This is a genomic window from Thioclava sp. GXIMD4216 (genome assembly GCF_037949285.1).
Taxonomy (GTDB): Bacteria; Pseudomonadota; Alphaproteobacteria; order Rhodobacterales; family Rhodobacteraceae; genus Thioclava; species Thioclava litoralis.
This window is the reverse complement of record NZ_CP149928.1, coordinates 133,672-151,847: the sequence shown is the minus strand read 5'-3', so window position 1 is coordinate 151,847 and position 18,176 is coordinate 133,672. Positions and strand designations below refer to the sequence as shown.

The 18,176-nt window shown below is 59.4% G+C and carries 13 protein-coding genes and 5 pseudogenes; 8 read left to right on the top strand and 10 right to left on the bottom strand.

Annotated elements, in window-relative coordinates; translation table 11 throughout:
- Positions 1-395: 395 nt before the first annotated feature.
- On the bottom strand, positions 396-875 hold the full coding sequence (locus WDB88_RS16095; protein ID WP_339110011.1) for a PEP-CTERM sorting domain-containing protein: 480 nt from the start codon (positions 873-875) through the stop codon (positions 396-398).
- A gap of 525 nt (positions 876-1,400) precedes the next feature.
- Here WDB88_RS16095 and WDB88_RS16090 point away from each other — a divergent pair.
- Positions 1,401-2,078: a sugar transferase gene (locus WDB88_RS16090; protein ID WP_339110010.1), complete on the top strand. Its 678-nt coding sequence runs from the start codon at positions 1,401-1,403 to the stop codon at positions 2,076-2,078.
- Between the two features lie 1,065 nt (positions 2,079-3,143).
- Here WDB88_RS16090 and WDB88_RS16085 read toward each other — a convergent pair.
- The 3 genes and pseudogenes from WDB88_RS16085 to WDB88_RS16075 all read right to left on the bottom strand — a co-directional run.
- Positions 3,144-3,353, bottom strand: coding sequence for a hypothetical protein (locus WDB88_RS16085; RefSeq protein ID WP_339110056.1), 210 nt, complete (start codon positions 3,351-3,353; stop codon positions 3,144-3,146).
- 486 nt (positions 3,354-3,839) lie between these two features.
- Positions 3,840-4,082, bottom strand: a complete 243-nt coding sequence (locus WDB88_RS16080; RefSeq protein WP_339110009.1) for a hypothetical protein — start codon at positions 4,080-4,082, stop codon at positions 3,840-3,842.
- A gap of 350 nt (positions 4,083-4,432) precedes the next feature.
- Positions 4,433-4,648, bottom strand: a pseudogene (locus tag WDB88_RS16075) (IS110 family transposase); the annotation flags it as partial.
- Positions 4,649-4,958: 310 nt separating this feature from the next.
- On the opposite strand from WDB88_RS16075, the gene WDB88_RS16070 reads away from it, so the two are divergent.
- The 3 genes from WDB88_RS16070 (at position 4,959) to tssI (WDB88_RS16060) (ending at position 7,791) form a co-directional block, all read left to right on the top strand.
- Positions 4,959-5,375 (top strand): hypothetical protein, encoded by a 417-nt coding sequence (locus tag WDB88_RS16070; RefSeq protein ID WP_339110008.1) that lies wholly within the window; start codon positions 4,959-4,961, stop codon positions 5,373-5,375.
- An 801-nt stretch (positions 5,376-6,176) separates the two neighbouring features.
- On the top strand, positions 6,177-7,040 hold the full coding sequence (tssI, locus tag WDB88_RS16065; RefSeq protein WP_339110007.1) for a type VI secretion system tip protein TssI/VgrG: 864 nt from the start codon (positions 6,177-6,179) through the stop codon (positions 7,038-7,040).
- The gene (gene tssI, locus WDB88_RS16060; protein WP_339110006.1) at positions 6,991-7,791 is read left to right on the top strand and encodes a type VI secretion system tip protein TssI/VgrG; all 801 of its coding nucleotides are present in this window, start codon (positions 6,991-6,993) and stop codon (positions 7,789-7,791) included. The genes tssI (WDB88_RS16065) and tssI (WDB88_RS16060) overlap by 50 nt, the downstream gene beginning before the upstream one ends.
- A 53-nt stretch (positions 7,792-7,844) precedes the next feature.
- Here the strand turns inward: tssI (WDB88_RS16060) and WDB88_RS16055 are convergent.
- The 3 genes and pseudogenes from WDB88_RS16055 to WDB88_RS16045 form a co-directional block, all read right to left on the bottom strand.
- Positions 7,845-8,237: pseudogene (locus WDB88_RS16055) on the bottom strand (aminoacyl--tRNA ligase-related protein); the annotation flags it as partial.
- A gap of 23 nt (positions 8,238-8,260) precedes the next feature.
- Positions 8,261-8,416 (bottom strand): annotated as a pseudogene (locus tag WDB88_RS16050) (MATE family efflux transporter); the annotation flags it as partial.
- Positions 8,417-8,868: 452 nt separating this feature from the next.
- A complete protein-coding gene (locus WDB88_RS16045; RefSeq protein ID WP_339110005.1) occupies positions 8,869-9,552 on the bottom strand; it encodes an AraC family transcriptional regulator in 684 nt (227 codons plus the stop codon).
- 186 nt (positions 9,553-9,738) lie between these two features.
- On the opposite strand from WDB88_RS16045, the gene WDB88_RS16040 reads away from it, so the two are divergent.
- The 4 genes from WDB88_RS16040 to WDB88_RS16025 all read left to right on the top strand — a co-directional run bounded on the left by WDB88_RS16040 (position 9,739) and on the right by WDB88_RS16025 (position 15,866).
- Positions 9,739-10,329, top strand: a complete 591-nt coding sequence (locus WDB88_RS16040; RefSeq protein ID WP_339110004.1) for an NAD(P)-binding domain-containing protein — start codon at positions 9,739-9,741, stop codon at positions 10,327-10,329.
- A gap of 446 nt (positions 10,330-10,775) precedes the next feature.
- Positions 10,776-11,210: a hypothetical protein gene (locus WDB88_RS16035; RefSeq protein ID WP_339110003.1), complete on the top strand. Its 435-nt coding sequence runs from the start codon at positions 10,776-10,778 to the stop codon at positions 11,208-11,210.
- The gene (locus WDB88_RS16030) at positions 11,125-12,576 is read left to right on the top strand and encodes a DNA polymerase Y family protein (protein ID WP_339110002.1); all 1,452 of its coding nucleotides are present in this window, start codon (positions 11,125-11,127) and stop codon (positions 12,574-12,576) included. The genes WDB88_RS16035 and WDB88_RS16030 overlap by 86 nt, the downstream gene beginning before the upstream one ends.
- Positions 12,573-15,866 carry an error-prone DNA polymerase gene (locus WDB88_RS16025; RefSeq protein ID WP_339110001.1) on the top strand — a complete coding sequence of 1,098 codons (3,294 nt, stop codon included), beginning with the start codon at positions 12,573-12,575 and terminating at the stop codon, positions 15,864-15,866. Before WDB88_RS16030 ends, WDB88_RS16025 begins: the two co-directional genes overlap by 4 nt.
- A gap of 164 nt (positions 15,867-16,030) precedes the next feature.
- On the opposite strand, the pseudogene WDB88_RS16020 reads toward WDB88_RS16025, so the two are convergent.
- The 3 genes and pseudogenes from WDB88_RS16020 to WDB88_RS16010 form a co-directional block, all read right to left on the bottom strand.
- Positions 16,031-16,599, bottom strand: a pseudogene (locus tag WDB88_RS16020) (hypothetical protein); the annotation flags it as partial.
- Positions 16,600-16,665: 66 nt separating this feature from the next.
- Positions 16,666-17,529: pseudogene (locus WDB88_RS16015) on the bottom strand (IS110 family transposase); the annotation flags it as partial.
- A 256-nt stretch (positions 17,530-17,785) separates the two neighbouring features.
- Positions 17,786-18,172 (bottom strand): flavin reductase, encoded by a 387-nt coding sequence (locus WDB88_RS16010; RefSeq protein WP_339110000.1) that lies wholly within the window; start codon positions 18,170-18,172, stop codon positions 17,786-17,788.
- Positions 18,173-18,176: the final 4 nt, after the last annotated feature.

Below are 18,176 nucleotides of genomic sequence, written 5' to 3'. Positions count from 1 at the left end.
GCGTCAAAAAGATCTTCCGCGGGTTCCGCCATTGCCAGAAAACCTCCGAGAAGGACGCAGGGCAAGCTTTTCAGGTGCTCCGGACGACGGATCCCCTCCCCGCCTACGCTCAATTTCAAAATAACAAGAGACATCGCCCTGCCAAGCGCGCCCCCTGCCCTGAAGAAGAATAAAACGGCACTATTTCTAGGGACTTACCGCAGCAATCCCGAGAACGGGCGCCGCAAAATACGCATCCTAGGGTTGCAATGTGAAAAAGATTTGTCACGCGAAAAATGCGTCAGTAACAGAAAAACATATCGGCTTGTGTTAAAGAGATAACCAAAGCTGGCCATTTTCGACACCGCCCCCGAAGGGGCGGCACCAGAGCAACAGAGCCGAGGAGCCCAGATAGATCAGGCCGCTTTTTTGCGGCGGCGCGCAACAAAACCACCCAGACCCAGAGCCCCTGCCAGCAACGGCAGCGCTGCCGGAACCGGAACGGCAGGCACATCACTGATGGTCACGGTCACCGGTGCCGAAGAGGTCGACAGGAAAGCGACGGTCATCGAATAGTCATAGCCTGACGGATTGGAATCAGCGCTCAGATCATAGGTAAAGCTCGACCCGAGTGCTGCCGTCTCCATATCGAAGCTGCCATCGGTATTGATGCTATAGAGAATCGACCCCGCCGAATCCGGCGCATCGATATCGAACAGATACGTGCCGCTTTCAGCCACTTCGAACGAGAAGCTGAAAGATTGATAGACCCCGAGCCCGGGGACCGACAGCCCCGTGCTCACGCCGCTATAGGGGCCGATAACAGCCGCATTGGCGGCAAAACCGGCACCAAGGCTTACGGCAGCTGCAATAGCTGCGGTTTTCAGAAACGTCATGGAAAGCTCCCTCATCCGGAAGAACAGCCGCTGGATCGCGCCAGCTTCGGCTGTCTGGATAAACATGTTTGGAAACAAAACAGATGATACTGCGCTGCAGAACACACCTGCATGCCCCCTTATGTCGTGTGCGCGCGGGCTGAATCAAGAGAAATTGATAGAAATTGATGATGTATCTAAAATATGCTTATTTTCCGTGACGGTTTACAGAAAATGCAGCCGAAACAGGCGAATTTAAGAATCTTTTTTCTAAAAATCCCTCAATGGAGGGTGAACTCTCAGGAATTGCCCTAGATTGACTTTGGACGTAGCGTCCACATGTGAGTTAATAGGTTAAAAAATGATTAAATTTGTAGACCATTCAGAAAATTGGCTGTAATTCATGCATATCATTGCACGTTCTGGTTACCTTCCGTCGGCGTTTGCGGCGAAACCAGCTTGGTTCAGATTAGCTTAACAAGTGTTTCACCACCAAAAGACTGCCCAGCAGCTTGATTACACTCTCCCCATTTGTGGACTTATCTGATGAAATTTTCTTCGACCATGCCGACCTATGAAGGACCGGCCCCTTATGTGGGACACCGACCGGGATTTTATCAACGTCGGGGCAAACGCATTCTGGATATTTTTCTGGCCCTGCTGCTTCTGCCGGTATTGCTGCCGGTCATCGCCGTTCTATGGCTGATGGTACGTCGCGACGGAGGCCCGGGGCTTTTCGTGCAACCCCGCATCGGGAAAAATGGCAAAACCTTCCAATGTTACAAGCTGCGCACCATGCTTGTTGACGCCGAAGCCAAACTGCAAAAAATGTGCGCCGAAGACCCCAAGCTGGCAGAAGAATGGCATGTCCATCAAAAGCTTAGCATTGACCCCCGTATCACCTCCATCGGTCGTTTCCTGCGCGCCACCTCGCTGGACGAGCTGCCCCAGATTTTCAACGTGTTCAAAGGCGATATGAGCTTTGTGGGCCCTCGCCCCTTCCTGATCGATCAAGAATCCCTCTATCGCAACGCAGGCGGCGCCGCCTATTTTGACATGCGCCCCGGCATTACCGGCCTGTGGCAGGTCGAAGGCCGCAATTCCACGACCTTTGTCGCCCGCGTCACGTATGACGATGATTATTTCGACAGGCTGAGCCTGAAAAGCGATCTGGGGCTGATCGTCAAGACCACATCGATTGTCGTCAAGCGCACCGGTCGGTAAGCCACGATTTCTGACGCAGCCCAAAAGGCTTACGGGCGCATGTCCCGCCCTGCATCCTCGTTTGGACCCGACCCGAGGGCAGGTCTGCCATCTTCCGCCTAGAGCCTCGGACCGTCCGGATTTGCGATTCACCACCGGCACAAGCTGTGTTAGGGTCTTGCCACGTCCTGAGTTGGCGTTTCTACAGGTAAAGGCGCGGGTTCTGCCATAACCCGCGCCTTAGCCTTGTCCGTCATACGCAACAGCCGCGCATAATCGGATACCAGCCCCGACAGCCCCTAATCCGAGGCAACGAAAAATGCAGAGCATGATCAAAACTCTTGATCATGCTGCTGTCGTTTTCGGGTTCCCATACCACCTAAAGATGCATTACCAATGCTGCATATAATCTACCTGAGACACTAAGGGCGCGACATCACTCACGGAACTTCCGGTCGCGCCCGATTTTTCTGATACAGACCAAGGATCGGACGCGCCTATTTCTGACGCGGCACCCCACCTGTCTGGGCAGATGCCCGGATCAACCGTCTCATCCCATGCAAAGTCTCGTCGGCACAAACCGCCGTCGGTTTTGCGGGCTTGTCGATGACCGCTGCGTCCAAAAATCTGCTGCAGAAGATGATGAGGCCAGAAATCTGCGAATGTTAGTATTCGCTGCCGCAAGTGACATCGTATTGTCGAAACGAAAACAATTGAACAGCCGAAACTATGTCGTTCTCCCTAAGTTGGCAACTTGTCCGGGGAAAACTGATATCTGTTCGTCGGAATTAGCTTCAGGCAACGTTTGCTTGCCCTGCGTATCATGATCGCCGTTGGTGGCGGGCAGCCCGAATTCGCGAAGCTGACGTTTGGCCAAATCATCTTTTGACCACGGATATGCACTTACGAAGGTTGCCAGAGGTCGCAAGATAATCGATGCAGCGCAGCATACGGCCAGAAGGGCGGGTGTTGTTGAAGAAGTCGGTCAAGATCGCCGGTTTGGAGGCTCGTCGTCGCTGAACCAGGCCGTTGCATTCGGGCAATCCCCCGCTCCTCCGCCTCAAGACGGCATGATAGCCGTTCATCTCATGCTGCGGCCTCCTGCTTGATGCTTCGCGGGCGCAGCTTCGCGAGTTTTAGTAGGTTCTGGGCGATGGCGGCGAGCAGAAATTCGTCTTTGGCGCCGTTTGGTCCGCGTAGCCGCGCCATCAACTCTGCGGCGATCACGCTGTCTTCCGCCGACAGATTGGAATCCCATTTCTCACGGCTCCGGAAGGTAAGTTTCTTGGGTGCCACAGGCTCTCTCCTTGTCTTCGTCATCAAGGAACAACCTAACCCAAGCCCCCGAAATCGCGCAGAGCGCAGCCTCTATAGGCCAGAAGTAAATTGATCCAGTAATGATGATCCTTGAACACCAAATCTCCCGCCAAATGCCGCCGCCCGCGCGATCTGCAAGCACGATCCCAATCTCAAGGACAGCGGGTCCGCCATGCAGTCGAGCTGGGCGCGGTGGTGCCAGCAGCGGCTTGATCCCCGCATCGAACGCGGGACCTCCAAAGAGGTTAAGCGCAGTGACCAATAAGCTCGGGTTGCCTTCAGGTTGGTTGGCACAAAACCTGGCCATGAAACAGCATGCCGCCAATATGGCTGAGAGTGGCGCCCTCACGGTTCTCACCCGTCATCCCACAAGAGTGAAGGACTTCCTTTCATAAATTTGACCACCGGTCTCTGAATATCCCGATGACTGAAGCAGACGGAATGCTGTTTCACCTGCCCTCCTGCTTACTGGCTCATTGAAGCCACTATAGCTGCATGCAGATCCGGGCTCATCTTGGCATCCATAAATCGGTCCAATTTCTGAAGACCAGTTTTAACGCCTTTCGGGCTGGTATCATTCTCGCCCCCTAGCAGGTCATACAGTAGCTCCGCCAGAATTTTCTGGGCATCAGGATCGAGGTTCCTAAAGGCCTCTGTCTGCTCCAGCGATCGAAGTCCATCGTCAGAAACAACAAATTTTTTTCTCAAAAAATAAGCTCCCCAAATGTAGCGAGATTCCTCAGATTTGCATTTATTGGCAACCGTCAGCCGATATGTCCAACCATTCAATGACGCAGGTTGCCCACATGCCCGCTGGCCCCGCTTCACTCGCACCTGATGAAATGGGTCACCTCCTGCAAGCGGTTGGCCAGCTCTTCCGGTGCAAGCGCGTCGGCCCCATCCGTCAAGACCGGCTCCACGCCATTCTGCGCCAGAAACAGCTTTGCAATCTCGCCGCGGATCGCGAAATTCACGTTTTGCGGGATATCCCCGATCTCGTTCTGGATGACCTGCGCATCGAGCTTGGCCACCACCACACCCACGATCCGCCCGCGCGCGTCGCTTAGGGTCCGACTGACGAAATGGGCACTCAGGTAAGCCTCCATGCCGACGATGCATCGCGGCAGCTTCTCGAATGTCGTGACGAGTGCCAATCGCTTAATCTGCTTACGCAACACCAACTGACCATCTCGGTCAAACCCGACGAGGTGGAACGTGTCCTTGCCAATGTCGACTCCGATGGACATCAGCTGATCGAACGTCTTCTTATCCATGCTACTTCTCCAACTTACAGACATAGGCACAGCCTAACCTGCTGGGTGAAGCAGCCGGTACATCCCATTAGCAGACCTTCCCCTCTGCATAAGATACCGCAGCTCAGCTTCTCGGAAGCGGTCGCTTAGCATAGTGTGATCGAGTTCAGGAGCCAGCACTCATCTCGGAGTGACGCACAGCCATTTCGCCACTAATCCTACTCGTTGTTGGCGTCGATCTTATAATATACTTTGAAGAAAGGTCCGGAAAACGGGCATGGGTCGCTAGCTGGCCTATTTTGAAGGTCAGATTCACGCCCAAGGTGATAGTATGGTTCCCAATTACCTCATCGCATCACTCTCCACCGCCGCCGACACGGCAATCAAAAATGCCCTGATGGCGGGAGCACTTATGCAGCGCAAGCCGTCCAACGAAGTCGGATTTGTAGCGGCAGTGGTACGTCGTGGCGTCTCCGACATTGCTCGGGCTTGGTCGCCATTGCTTCTTCCGCACGGCTTGTCAGTCGGGGTGCATGGGGTGTTCTGTCACAAATCGCCAGAAGCCACCTTCACTGACATTAACGGAAAGACCGTTAAATGCGAGCTCGCGGACCTTCTGGTGGTTGTTGAAGACTACTTGGGCGGTCGGCCTGGTCGGCGTTGGGCAGCCTTAATCCAGGCGAAAATGGCCGCGTTGGGCGGCGGCAAAACGCTAACTAACTCTGGCACTTGCGCCAACTCTATCTGATGTCACAGTAGCCGTCGTTCACTTTGCCAAAAAACTTTGCGTCTAGCGCGCGAGATTTCGCTACATGCAAACACCAAGGAAATCCGCTTGATTGTGGCCGCTACGGACTTATCGACAAATGGCCTATACCGGATTGGCGTCAGCAGGCGCCTGCGCGTGTGATGCCTGTGGGGGGCGATCGGCTGGGGGCATTCTTGGCGCGAATGGTAGAGACAGGGCAGGTCGGTTTTGGTCGCGAGGCAACCGGCCACGCCGATGATTGGTCGCGAACGGTCGACGAGCTCATGACACAGACTTATTCGCAGTATTTTACATATAAGGCTGGCTTTAAGAGGCCCCAACTTCGCGGATATAGCGCTTGTACGCTAACTATATCTGACCGATACGATTTACTTAGATACCGTTTTTCTGGGGTAGGCTTTCCTCCGTCAGACGGACGACCTGATGATCCGGATGACGATGAAAGACCGACCGGGATCAGCATGATGCGAATTGCAATCGGTTCAAATGATCACTTGGAGTAGTCGCTAAGGAACCTCAGAGAACTGCGACTGGGCGATTGAATTGACCAACTTGCCTCGCGCCAACTTTCCTATGTTCGAGAAGCAAAACACTCCTAGGCCGCGAGCGGCCCAAACCTGCCGTTCGTGCATAGCTCCATGAGTGTCCGCTACGGGCGTGGCAATATTTCGCCGAACTTCTGCCTCCAATCGGCCAAAAGGCGCCAGATCGAGTCTATGTGTCTTGCGGAGGTCATGGTTGCGCGCGATCAATCGCGGGTGATTTAAGCTCGGTTCATTCATGTCTGTATTTTTCTCGCAGGATGCCCGTATGGGGCGGCTCACCACGGTTCTCGGCACGGATGAGCTGGTGCTGCAGCGGTTCGATGGGACCGACCATATCAACGCGCTCTATGACTATCAGGTGGACTGTCTGGCCTCTTCGGCGGATATCGATTTCGACGCGCTGATCGGGACCCATGCCTCCGTCGCGCTTGTCACCCGCGAGGGGAGTGACCAGTATTTCGATGGCATCGTCACCGAGGCGCGCTGGCTGGGCACGGGTGACAATGGGCACAAGTACCGCCTGCGCCTGCAGCCTTGGTTCTTTCTGGCCAGCCTCCGCCGCAACCAACGGATCTTTCATAACAAGACCGTGGCCGAGATCCTGACCGAGTTGCTTAGCAGCTACTCGGATGCGGGCCAGCTGACGGTTAGCCTCGCCAATGATTACCCCGAGCTTGAATACACCGTGCAATACCGTGAATCCGATATGGCCTTTGCCACGCGGATGATGGAGCGCCATGGCATCAACTATCATTTCACCCATTCCGAAGGCGCGCATGAGATGGTGCTTTCCGATGCCGTCGAGGCCCATGCGACCATCGGTGCTGTGCCTTTCAAGCCCGATGACGGCCACCATCAGGCTGATTTTGTCCACTTCTGGGACTGGCATCCGGCGCGGCGCATCACCACCGGCGCGATCCGCCTGACGGATTACAACTTCAAGACCCCGAATGCCGCGATGGAGACCGATCAGATCGGCGATGCCGAGTACGCTCAGGGGCAGATCGAGAGCTTCGACTGGCCCGGCGATTATCTGGCGCGGGCGCGTTGTGGCGCAGCTGCGCACGCAAGGCGAGCGCGGTCAGGATCGCCGCTTTGAGGCGGTGGGCGACATCATCACCCTGCGCGGTGGCACGCGGGTCGATCTGGCGGGCGACACCGTTCCGGGGACTGGCGCGGAATATATCTGCCTCTCGGCAAGCCATTCTTATACTTCGGATAATTACGGCTCGGGCGGGACCGAGGGCGATGGCTATGCCTATTCGGGGCGCTACATTCTGATGCCGTCCTCGGCGCCTCTGGTGCCCGAACTGAAGACCCCGCGCGCCGATGTGAAGGGCCCGCAGACGGCGGTGGTTGTGGGCGATGGCGAGATCGATTGCGACGAATACGGCCGCATTCTGGTGCAATTCCACTGGGATCTGGACGCCGATTATTCCATGCGCTGCCGCGTGTCACAAAGCTGGGCCGGCAACGGCTGGGGCGGCATGGTGATCCCGCGGATCGGGATGGAGGTCGTGGTCGAATTCCTCGACGGCGATCCCGACAAACCGCTGGTGACGGGCTGTGTCTATAATGGCGCTAAGGACCGCCCCTATGACCTGCCCGCACATAAAACCAAATCCGTCCTACGCTCTGATAGCCATAAGTCCAGCGGCCATAACGAGATTTCCTTCGAGGATGCCACCAGCAAAGAGCTGATGTTCTTTCACGCCCAGAAGGACCAGACGAGCCATATCCTCAACCATCGCGCAGCCCGCGTCGAGGAAAGCTCGATCGACAGCGTGGGCAATAACAAGCTGGTCTCTACACTACCGCCCTTCGCAAGCGTCGCCAGCGTCTCAAGATAATCACCTGGATCCAGTGAAAGATAATGAGGCTCGAAGGCAGAGCCCGTCACATATGGTCGCAGCGAAAGCGCCACATCGAAACTGCCGAAGCCCAGATCCGCATAGACCGACGACAGCAGCGAGACAAAACGGAAAACCTCCGCCTCGACTTGGTCAGAGCGGCAGATGACATGCGCATCATCCTGCACGAAGCCGCGCGGGCGGAGCAGCCCATGCATCGACCCCGACGGCTCATCGCGGTGACAAGCGCCGAATTCCGCAAAGCGCATCGGCAGATCACGCCACGACCTCAAGCCCGCGTTGAAGATCTGCAAATGGCCGGGGCAGCTCATCGGCTTCAGTGCCATATCGCGCCCGCTCTCGCGCGGCACGACAAACATGTGTTAGCTGAACTTTTCCCAATGGCCGGACTTTTCCCATAGGCTTCGGGGCAAAAGCTGCGGGGTAGGTGCCGGACCAGAAGGCTCGACATGCCGCCACCTGTCAGGGTGGTCAATGCCGTCAACAACATGACCACCGGAAATGCCAGACTGACAGCAGCAAGGGCCTGAGCCCCGATGAACCGTCCTACAAAGATGCCGTCGACCACATTTAGCAGGCCGCTGGTCGACATGACCGCCGCCATGGGAAGGGTGTTGGCCCAGAAAAGTCGTCTGACCGGCAGGGTCAGAAAAGGATTTTCAAGCGTATTGGTAGCGCGTCCGACAGACATCGCTCACTCCTCCTGAGAGGCATTTCGAATTTGGAGGGGGCCTGCATTACCCACCTGCGAAATGCTTCGAGGGTGAGATGTCGTCTCGCTCCGGGCTTCACCGTGACTCGCGTCCGCAGGCGGCAGGTGCCCGGCACCATGCCGCCTCAGTACAAGGAATTCGCCTTTGAGACAAGGCCGGGCACTGATGGCAGTTCGGATTATGTTCCCAAAACGCAGCACAGACGAGGCAAGCGCCCCCGTGCGGTCGGCTTGGGCTCGAAGCTACCATTAGCTTTCAAACGGGTGTTATGTCGCGCCTAGCCTGCGCGACATAACCGCTACAAACGTCCGCAATGCGGACGAAGCGGGCGTTCTTCGAGGTATTAGGTTCTACCCAGTAGCATCTGTGATGGCGTCTGGCCAAAGTGGTCCTTGAAAGCAGTTATGAACGATGAAACGTCCCGGTAGCCGATGGCAAAGGCTGTTTCTGTTACGGAGCGCCCCTCCGACAGATACCCCAATGCGGCTTGCAGACGAAGCTGCAAACGCCAAGCACCAAAATTCAGACCGGTCTCGGCCTTGAATAGCCGCGCCGCTGTTCTTTCGGTGACGCAGGCTTGTTGAGCAAAATCGGCGAGGGTTCCGCTTCGTCCTGGGTCGGTCAGTAGAGGCCGCGTCACGCGACGCAATCGGTCGCTGACAGGAAGCGGTAACACGACGTCGAAGGCCGGAAGCCGCGCCAAACAATCCAGAAGAACCTGAAGCATGCGCGCCTCCTCAGGCGAGCCGGGGCCTTGCGAACCAAAGGCGGCCACGGCGATCAACAGGGCATCGGACAACCGGTCGATGGAAACGCCGATCTCGTTTTGTCGGACGAAGTCGATTCTGTCGGGATCAATGTAGCAGGTAGTGAGCCAGAATGGCGCACGCGAAGATATGCGATGCCGTCTGCCTGGCGGAATCCAGACAGCCCGCTGCGGAGGAATGACGAAACGTGCCGCCTCGGTCTCGACCGCCAGCACACCCTCGCTGACATGCAGAAGTGCAATCTCTGATGACTGTGCCAAGGCCCTGAAAGGCTCTGGTGGCGGTCGGAAAGCACGAATACCGCAGCCGTAGCGTTATCTGGATCGATAAGATTTCGAATTGTCTGTTTGGGCATATCATATGTCATTATACGGCGAGTATGACATTCTCCGCCGTGCTAAGTCCAGTGCATCCGGAAAACAGTATCCGAGCAAAGGAGATGAAACATGCAGATCGCAATTCTGGGAAAAGGCAATATGGGCACGCCGCTGGCTACCCTCCTCCGCAACGCAGGACACCTGGTGGACAGCGTGGGCCGCGCGGACGATCCCGTAGCAGCAATATCGCGCGCGGAGGTCGTCATCCTAGCTCTCAAATACGAACAGGCGCTTGCCATTTTGGCACAACCCGCGATCAAACAGATGCTCAGCGGCAAGACGGTCATCGACATCACCAATCCGCTTTCCGAGGACTTCATGAGCCTGACTACGGGGCATAGCACTTCTGGCGCGGAAGAACTTGCTCGGCTGTTGCCAACCTCTGCCGTTGTGAAGGCGTTCAACACGATCTTCGCCTCGGTTCTGGCAGATCATGCGGAAGGAACGCTTTGCAGGCTCCCGGTATTCGTCGCCGGCAACGATAGTGCGGCGGTTGAATGCGTTACGACGCTGGTGCGGGGCATGAACCTCAAGGCGATTGCAGCGGGTGACCTAACCAACGCCCGCTATCTCGAACCGATGACGGAAATGATGATCCAGTTTGGCTACGGGCTTGGGCATGGTGACCGTATCGGCTTCTCACTGGAAACGGCAGCATAGACCACGAGAACGGAACACTCCGCCGCAGGAGGCCTGTTCTACGGCGGAATTTCCGGCACTCACCTAGGTGGCTACCCCATAGCCTGCACACATTATCGTAGCGCGTGTCGTGTCAACTTTGGGCTCAAACTGGTCATGCGGCGGTGCGGCGGCCCGATACGAGGGCCGCGATAAGCCGTCGACGTGTTCGGCCCACTCCGGACATTTGCAAAACACAACATAAACGTCCGCTTGCAAAGCATGTATCATCATGGCGCGACACCATCCTTGGAGTCGCGGGGCTTTGGCCTTACACTGCCCCAATGCACCCCTTGATAACTCCTCAACCCTCCTTACGATCGACACGGGTCCACGAAGTCTGTGGTCCAGCGGCCTGTGCCTTTGCGGTGCTCTGTGCCGGCAAGAATGGGCTCTGGATCAGGGAGGCATGGCTGGCGGATATTGTTTTGCCGCAGGGGATGGAGGCCTATGGGGCACCATCGGACATCCTTCTCGCACGGCCCAACAGCCAGACTGACGCGCTGGCTGTGGCCGAAGAAGCACTGAAGGACGGGGTGGTGCCCTTTATCGTGCTGGAAATCACCCGCCCGCTGGATCTGCGCGAAGGCCGTAGGCTGCAGCTGGCGGCGAAAGCAGGCGGTACGACGGGGCTATGCATCATTCCCGAGGGTATGGGGTCGAATGCCGCCGAGACCCGTTGGCGCGCGACGCCGGTGTTCGATCCCGCGCAGGAAGACTCGACTCTGATGCACTGGGAAATTATTAAGAACAAATCAGGAACACTTGGAGTCTGGTATGTTCGCTGGGACCCGCAGACGCATCATCTGCATGTGGTTCCCCCGGTTGGCTTCCAACCGGGTTCTGCGGGGCTGCCCGAATGAGGCCCCTTTCGCGCTGATCCGCAAGGAGGGAAATACCGAGCGCCTTTATTGTCTGAACGAGGCCGCGCAATCGCTGGGCCTGCATCGCGGCATGAGCTTGGCAGATGCCCGCGCGCTTTGCCCCGATCTGCGCATAAAGCCTGCGCGCCCCGATCTGGATGCGCGGTTTCTGGGCGTGCTGCGCCGTTGGGCGATGCGCTATTGCCCTTGGGTCGGGCGCGAGGGCGAGGATGGGCTGGTGCTGGATGTGACCGGCTCGACCCATCTTTGGGGCGGCGAAGAGGCCATGCTAGCGGATATGCGCGCGGCCATGGCGCGGGCGGGTGTCGCGCTGCGGCTGGGTCTTGCGGCCACGCGCGGAGCGGCTTGGGCGCGGGCGCATTATGGCGAGGACGAGGATCTGGCGCATCTGCCGGTGGCCGCTCTGCGGGTCGAGGCCGAAATTGTCACCGCGCTACAGCGGCTTGGCCTGCGCACGATCGGCGATCTGCAAGGGGCCGCCCGCGCGCCACTGGCCCGCCGTTTCGGGCCGGATCTGCTGTTGCGGCTGGATCAGGCGATGGGCGCGGTGCCCGAGCCTGTCACCCCCGAGCCCGAGCCGCCGCATTACGCCACCCGCATGACCCTGCCCGAACCGATCGGGCTGGTGAGCGATGTGATGGGCGTGACCGAGCGCCTGCTGGAGCCGCTCTGCACCAAGCTTCTGGCACAGCATATGGGCGCACGGCGGCTGATGCTGACGCTGCGCCGCGTCGATCAGGCGAGCCAGCAGGTCGACCTGCGTCTGGCCGCCCCCATGCGCGATGCCGCCCGCATCCTGCCGCTGTTCCAGCGCGGGGTCGATACGGTTGATGCAGGGTTCGGCATCGACATGATGCGGTTGGAAGCCGTGCAGGTCGAACCACTGGCCGTGCAGCAGATCGGCAGTGCAGACCACAGCGCGGACCGGCTGAACGATCTGATCACGCGGATCGGCACGCGGATCGGACTGGAGAATATCCAACGTTTCCAACCGACCGACAGCCATATCCCCGAACGCAGCTTTATGACGGTGCCCGCCGCCCATAGCCTGCCCGCCAGCGACTGGCATGTGCCACGCCCACGCCCGATTACCCTATTCCCGCCCGAGCCTATCATGGCCAAAGGGGCAGAGCCGCCCGCGCGCTTCCGCTGGCGGCGGATGACCTTCACGACAGGGCGCGCCACGGGCCCCGAACGGATCGCGCCGGAATGGTGGCGCGAGGATCCGGCTTGGGCCTCGGGGCTGCGCGATTACTGGAAGATCGACACGCGCGAGGGCCGCAGGCTGTGGCTGTTCTACACGCCGCAAAAGCCCGGCTGGTATGTGCAGGGAGAATTCGCATGAGCTATGCCGAACTCTGTGTGACCTCGAATTTTACGTTCCTCACAGGGGCATCCCACCCCGAGGAACTGGTTCTGCGCGCCACCGAACTGGGGCTTTCGGCCATTGCGATCACCGACCGCAATTCGCTGGCAGGGGTGGTCCGGGCCTATTCGGCGCTAAAATCGCTGCGCGAGGAACTGACCGAAAGCCTGCGCGTGCGCTCTTCGCATCAGGTCGATAGCTGCTCGCGCCAGGAGGTCGGCCTGCCGCAGGATCTGCCCGTGCCGGAGGTGCCGCGTCTGCCCAAGCTGATCGTGGGGGCGCGGCTGGTGCTGCGCGATTGTCCGGTGGACTGGGTTGCGCTGCCCACCGACCGCGCCGCCTATGAACGGCTGTCGCGCCTCTTGACCTTGGGCAAGCGGCGGGCAGAAAAAGGCGGCTGCGATCTGGATCTGGCCGATCTGGAAACGAGATGTCAGGGGATGATCCTGATCGCGCTGCCGGATGCCGATCTTGCGCCCGAACCTGTGCAAAAGCTGGCGCGGCGCTATCCGGGCTATGTCTTTCTGGGGGCCGCGCCGCGCTATGATGGCTCCGATCAGGCGTGGTTTCGGGCCTGCGCGGCGCAGGCTTTGCGCTGTAACACGCCGATGGTGGCAGTGGGCGATGTGCTGATGCACCGCGCCGCCCGCCGCCCGCTGGCCGATGTGCTGACCTGCCTGCGCGAAGGGATCACCATCGACCGGATCGGCACGCGGGCGCTGCTGAATGGCGAACGCCGCCTGAAGGGCGCGGAAGATATGGCGCGGCTTTACCGCCATCATCCGGCAGCGATCAAACGCACAGCAGAAATCGCGGGGCGCTGCAGTTTCAATCTGTCAGAGCTGCGCTACGACTATCCCGATGAGGGCAGCGATGGCGAACCCCCGCAGGCGCGGCTGGACCGGCTGGCCCGCGAGGGGCTCAAGCGCCGCTATCCGCAGGGCGCGAGCGAACGGGTGCATCTGCTGATGGCCAAGGAACTGGGCACTGTGGCGGAACTGGGCTATGCGCCCTATTTCCTGACCGTGCATGATATCGTGGCCGAGGCACGGCGTCGCGGCATCCTGTGTCAGGGGCGCGGGTCGGCCGCCAATTCCATCCTGTGCTACCTGCTGGGCATCACCGATGTCTCCCCCGATATGATCGGCATGGTGTTCGAACGTTTCATCTCGCGCCACCGCAAGGAGCCGCCCGATATCGATGTCGATTTCGAGCATGAGCGCCGCGAGGAAATCATCCAGTGGATCTATGAGCGCTACGGGCGCGACCGCGCGGGCCTTTGCGCCACCGTCATCCATTTCCGCACCCGCGCCGCCATCCGCGAGGTGGGCAAGGTTATGGGGCTGTCCCAAGACCTGACCGCGCGGCTGTCGGGTGATATCTGGGGGCAGTCAAATGGTGGGGCGGACTCCGACCGCGTGCGGGCACTGGGGCTTGACCCTTCCGACCGGCGGCTGGGGCTGACGCTGAAGCTGATTGGCGAGATCATCGGCTTTCCGCGTCATCTCAGCCAGCATGTCGGCGGGTTCATCATCACCCAAGGGCGGCTCGATGATCTGTGTCCCATCGAGAATGCCGCGATGGAGGGGCGGACCTGTATCGAATGGGACAAGGATGATATCGACGCGCTTGGCATCCTGAAGGTCGATGTGCTCAGCTTGGGTATGCTGACCTGCCTGCGCAAAAGCTTCGATCTGCTGGCCGAGCATGAGGGGATCCATCACACGCTCGATACCGTGCCGCAGGAAGACAAGGCCACCTATGCCATGCTGACCCGTGCAGATGCGGTGGGGGTGTTTCAGGTGGAAAGCCGCGCGCAGATGAATTTCCTGCCGCGGATGAAGCCTGCGACCTTCTATGATCTGGTGATCGAGGTGGCGATTGTCCGCCCCGGCCCGATTCAGGGCGGCATGGTCAAACCCTATATCCGCCGCCGTCAGGGGCTTGAGGCGCCCGAGCCCTTCGGCCCCGCACTGGAGGCCGTGACCGCCAAGACACTCGGCGTGCCGCTGTTTCAGGAACAGGCGATGCAGATCGCGGTGATCGGCGCGGGCTATAGTCCCGAAGAGGCCGACCGGTTGCGCCGCTCGCTGGCGTCCTTCCGGCGGATGGGCACGATTGGCGAGCATCGCGACCGTTTTCTGCGCGGGATGATGGCGCGCGACTATCCAATGCAGGTGGCCGAGGCCTGTTTCGCCCAGATCGAGGGCTTTGCCGATTATGGTTTCCCCGAAAGCCATGCGGCGGCCTTCGCCATGCTGACCTATGTGTCCTCATGGCTGAAATGCCATCATCCGGCGGTCTTCACCTGTGCGCTTCTGAATTCCCAGCCGATGGGGTTTTACGCACCCGCACAGCTTGTGCGTGATGCCCGCGAGCATGGGGTCGAGGTCCGCCCCATCTGCGTCAACCATTCAGGCTGGGACAATAGCCTTGAGCGGCGCAGTGACGGCACACTGGCCCTGCGGCTGGGGTTCCGGCAGATCAAGGGCTTGCGAGCCGAAGACGCGGGCTGGATCGTGGCTGCGCGCGGCAATGGCTATCCCGACCCCGAAGCCCTGTGGCTGCGCGCGGGGATCGCGCCTGCGGTGCTGGAACGTCTGGCCGAGGCCGATGCCTTTGCCGCGATGGGGCTCAACCGCCGCGATGCGCTCTGGGCGGTGAAGGCGATCCGCGCGCCCGCGCCGCTGCCACTGTTTTCCGATCCGCTGGATGGCGAGGGGGTGCGCGAGCCTGCGGTGGCGCTGCCGCAGATGCACTTGGGCGAGGAGGTGGTCGAGGATTACATCGCCACCCGCCTGACGCTGCGCGCCCATCCGATGGAGCTGTTGCGCCCCGCACTGCCCGGCCTGACCCAGCATAGCGATCTGGTTCACGCGCCCTTGGCGCGCGTCACCGTCTGCGGGCTGGTCATCACCCGCCAGCGCCCCGGCACGTCGTCGGGGGTGGTGTTCCTGACGCTCGAAGACGAAACGGCGGTGTGCAATGTGGTGGTCTGGCCCAAGATCTACGCGGCCTTCCGCCATGCGGTGATGGGCGGGCGGCTGTTGCGCGTGACGGGAATGTTGCAGCGCGAAGGCATCGTCACCCATGTGATCGCCAGCAGGATCGAGGATATCTCGGCGCGGCTGTCCAACCTTGGCCACCCGATGGGCGCGATCGTCGGCCAAACCCATCCACCCGCCGATGACGCCCCGCGCCCGCGCCGCACGGCCCACCACCCCCGCGAACAAGCCAAACGCCTCTTCCCCAGCCGCGATTTCCATTGAAGCTGCCGTTCATGTTCATCGCGGCGAATGTCCGTTCTCCGCCGATGTTGTTGAAAAAGTCGGCCGAAATCGCCGATTTTGAGGCTCGCCGCCGCCGGGCAAGGCTATTGCGATCGGGCGATCGCCCGTCGCCCCGCCTCAAGGCAGTAATATGGCCGTTCTGCTCATGCTGCGGCCTCTTGTCTGACGCTTCGCGGGCGTAGCTTTGCAAGTTTTCGTAGGTTCTGGGCGATGGCGGCGAGCAGGAATTCGTCCTTAGCGCCGTTTGGTCCGCGTAGCCGCAACCGTGTCAGAACGTGCCGTCGGTCCGTTCCGACTTGTCGATCACCGGTATGAAGGGGATGATGCTGCGTTTCTCGACCAGCCAGCCCAGGTTCTCGGCATTGCCGTAGGCGGTGTCGGCGGCCAGCCAGTCCGGCTTGGTGCCAAAGCGTTTTTCGGTCCTGTCCAGCATCGTGCGCGCAGCTCCAACTTCGGCTTGGCGGATGGCTCCGTTCCGCGGGGAAACGATCCCCCGGATCATTTCCTGTTCCGCTTCACCTTCAACATCCATGATCACCGAACTCTTGGTGTCGATCAGGTAGTTGGTGGCATAGGCAAAATAGGGGCGACTTTCCTCGGCGCGGGTCCATTGTGCTGCCGGATCGGACTTGGCCACGAACTTGGGCTGGACACTGGATGCCGCGCCAAAAGCAGCGTCATCCAGTGTCTCCAGATATTCCCGTGCAGCCCTGTTGCCGGCTTCGCGTGCGGCCTCGGGGCTCCAGTCTTCCGCCGCGATGGACCGGACTTTGACCTTGGCGGCCTGAACGAAGAGCATCCTCAGGTATCGACTGCCACGTTTGGAAATGCGGCCGAGCACCGTTCGGCCACCCGTGCTGTATTGTCTGGGAACCAAGCCGACCCATGCCGCAAAATCCCGTCCGCGCCCGAATGCCTCTCCCGTGCCAATCGCGGCAACCATCGCCGTCGAAATCATCGGTCCGATACCAGGAATGGTCATGACGTTGACGCAGTTCTCCTCGGTGCGGCTGATCTGCTCGATCTCTTTTGAGACCGCGTCGATCCGGTCATCCAGCCAGAGCCAGTCGCCGTATAGACCGATCAGGATGGCCCGCATGCGCGGCGATATCTCGTCTTTGCGTTCCTCGAGGATGGCCTCGAAGGAGTTCTTCAAAGCCCGAAGCCCTTTGCGCACCGTGATGCCTTGCTCGATCAGGAAGGCGCGGATCTGGTTGATAGTCGCGGTCCGGCGCGACACCAGACGCGAGCGCACCCGGTGAAGGGCCTGCAGGTCGAGCTGGTCCTGGCTCTTCTCCGGCACGATTGGTAAGTTCGGGCGCAGCGCCGCTTCCGCGATGGCCTCGGCATCATTGTAGTCGTTCTTCTGCCCCTTGACGAAAGGCTTCACATAAATCGCGGGGATGATGCGCGGCTCGAAACCAAGCTGGCGTAGGGTCCGACTGACGAAATGAGCACTCAGGCAAGCCTCCATGCCGACGATGCATCGCGGCAGCTTCTCGAATGTCGTGACGAGTGCCAATCGCTTGATCTGCTTACGCAACACCAACTGACCATCTCGGTCAAACCCGACGAGGTGGAACGTGTCCTTGCCAATGTCGATTCCGATGGACATCAGCTGATCGAACGTCTTCTTATCCATGCTACTTCTCCAACTTACAGACATAGGCTCAGCCTAACCTGCTGGGTGAAGCAGCCGGTACATCCCATTAGCTGACGTGCGATCCCTGCGATGCGGCTGAACGGAAGCGGTCAAAGAGGGCATCGTGGAGCATCATCGGCAGGCCAAGGTCCAGATCGTGTCAAATTGAGGACGAAAGCACTGCCAGCCGTTGCTTCAGGAGCCGTTGGAACGATCTCTCTGCAAAAGTCATCACCCGTAGATACCGATTGACGATCTATAGGGCATCCTTGGCCATGAATTCCTCGACGCTCGGTGTGATCCGCTCGAACTGGTCGAGTTGGCGCGCATAAAGGTGCCCGCCCAAGCGGCCCACGGCATCGATCCCGATCTGGTCGACATAGAGGGTATCAGGATCGATCAAAGCTTCGCGCACGAACATCCGCTTCACTTGCCCCAGCACGATGGTCCGCGCGGGGCTGACGGGCACGGTCTGCGTCAAATGGCATTCGAAAGCCGCAGGGGCCGCAAGAATACGCGGGCAGCTGACGCTCTCGCCCGCCACGGTTTCGAGGCCCGCAAGCGCCAGCTCGTCCACATCGGCCGGAAATTTGATCGAACAGATCTCCATCTGGTCGACCAGCGCATGGTCGGAAATATGCACCGTA

Bases quoted from the DNA above. Each gene is read 5' to 3' on its own strand.
- WDB88_RS16095 (WP_339110011.1), bottom strand. From the start codon at position 875: ATGACGTTTCTGAAAACCGCAGCTATTGCAGCTGCCGTAAGCCTTGGT.
- WDB88_RS16090 (WP_339110010.1), top strand. From the start codon at position 1,401: ATGAAATTTTCTTCGACCATGCCGACCTATGAAGGACCGGCCCCTTAT.
- WDB88_RS16070 (WP_339110008.1), top strand. From the start codon at position 4,959: ATGGTTCCCAATTACCTCATCGCATCACTCTCCACCGCCGCCGACACG.
- tssI (WP_339110007.1), top strand. From the start codon at position 6,177: ATGTCTGTATTTTTCTCGCAGGATGCCCGTATGGGGCGGCTCACCACG.
- WDB88_RS16040 (WP_339110004.1), top strand. From the start codon at position 9,739: ATGCAGATCGCAATTCTGGGAAAAGGCAATATGGGCACGCCGCTGGCT.
- WDB88_RS16030 (WP_339110002.1), top strand. From the start codon at position 11,125: ATGTTCGCTGGGACCCGCAGACGCATCATCTGCATGTGGTTCCCCCGG.
- WDB88_RS16025 (WP_339110001.1), top strand. From the start codon at position 12,573: ATGAGCTATGCCGAACTCTGTGTGACCTCGAATTTTACGTTCCTCACA.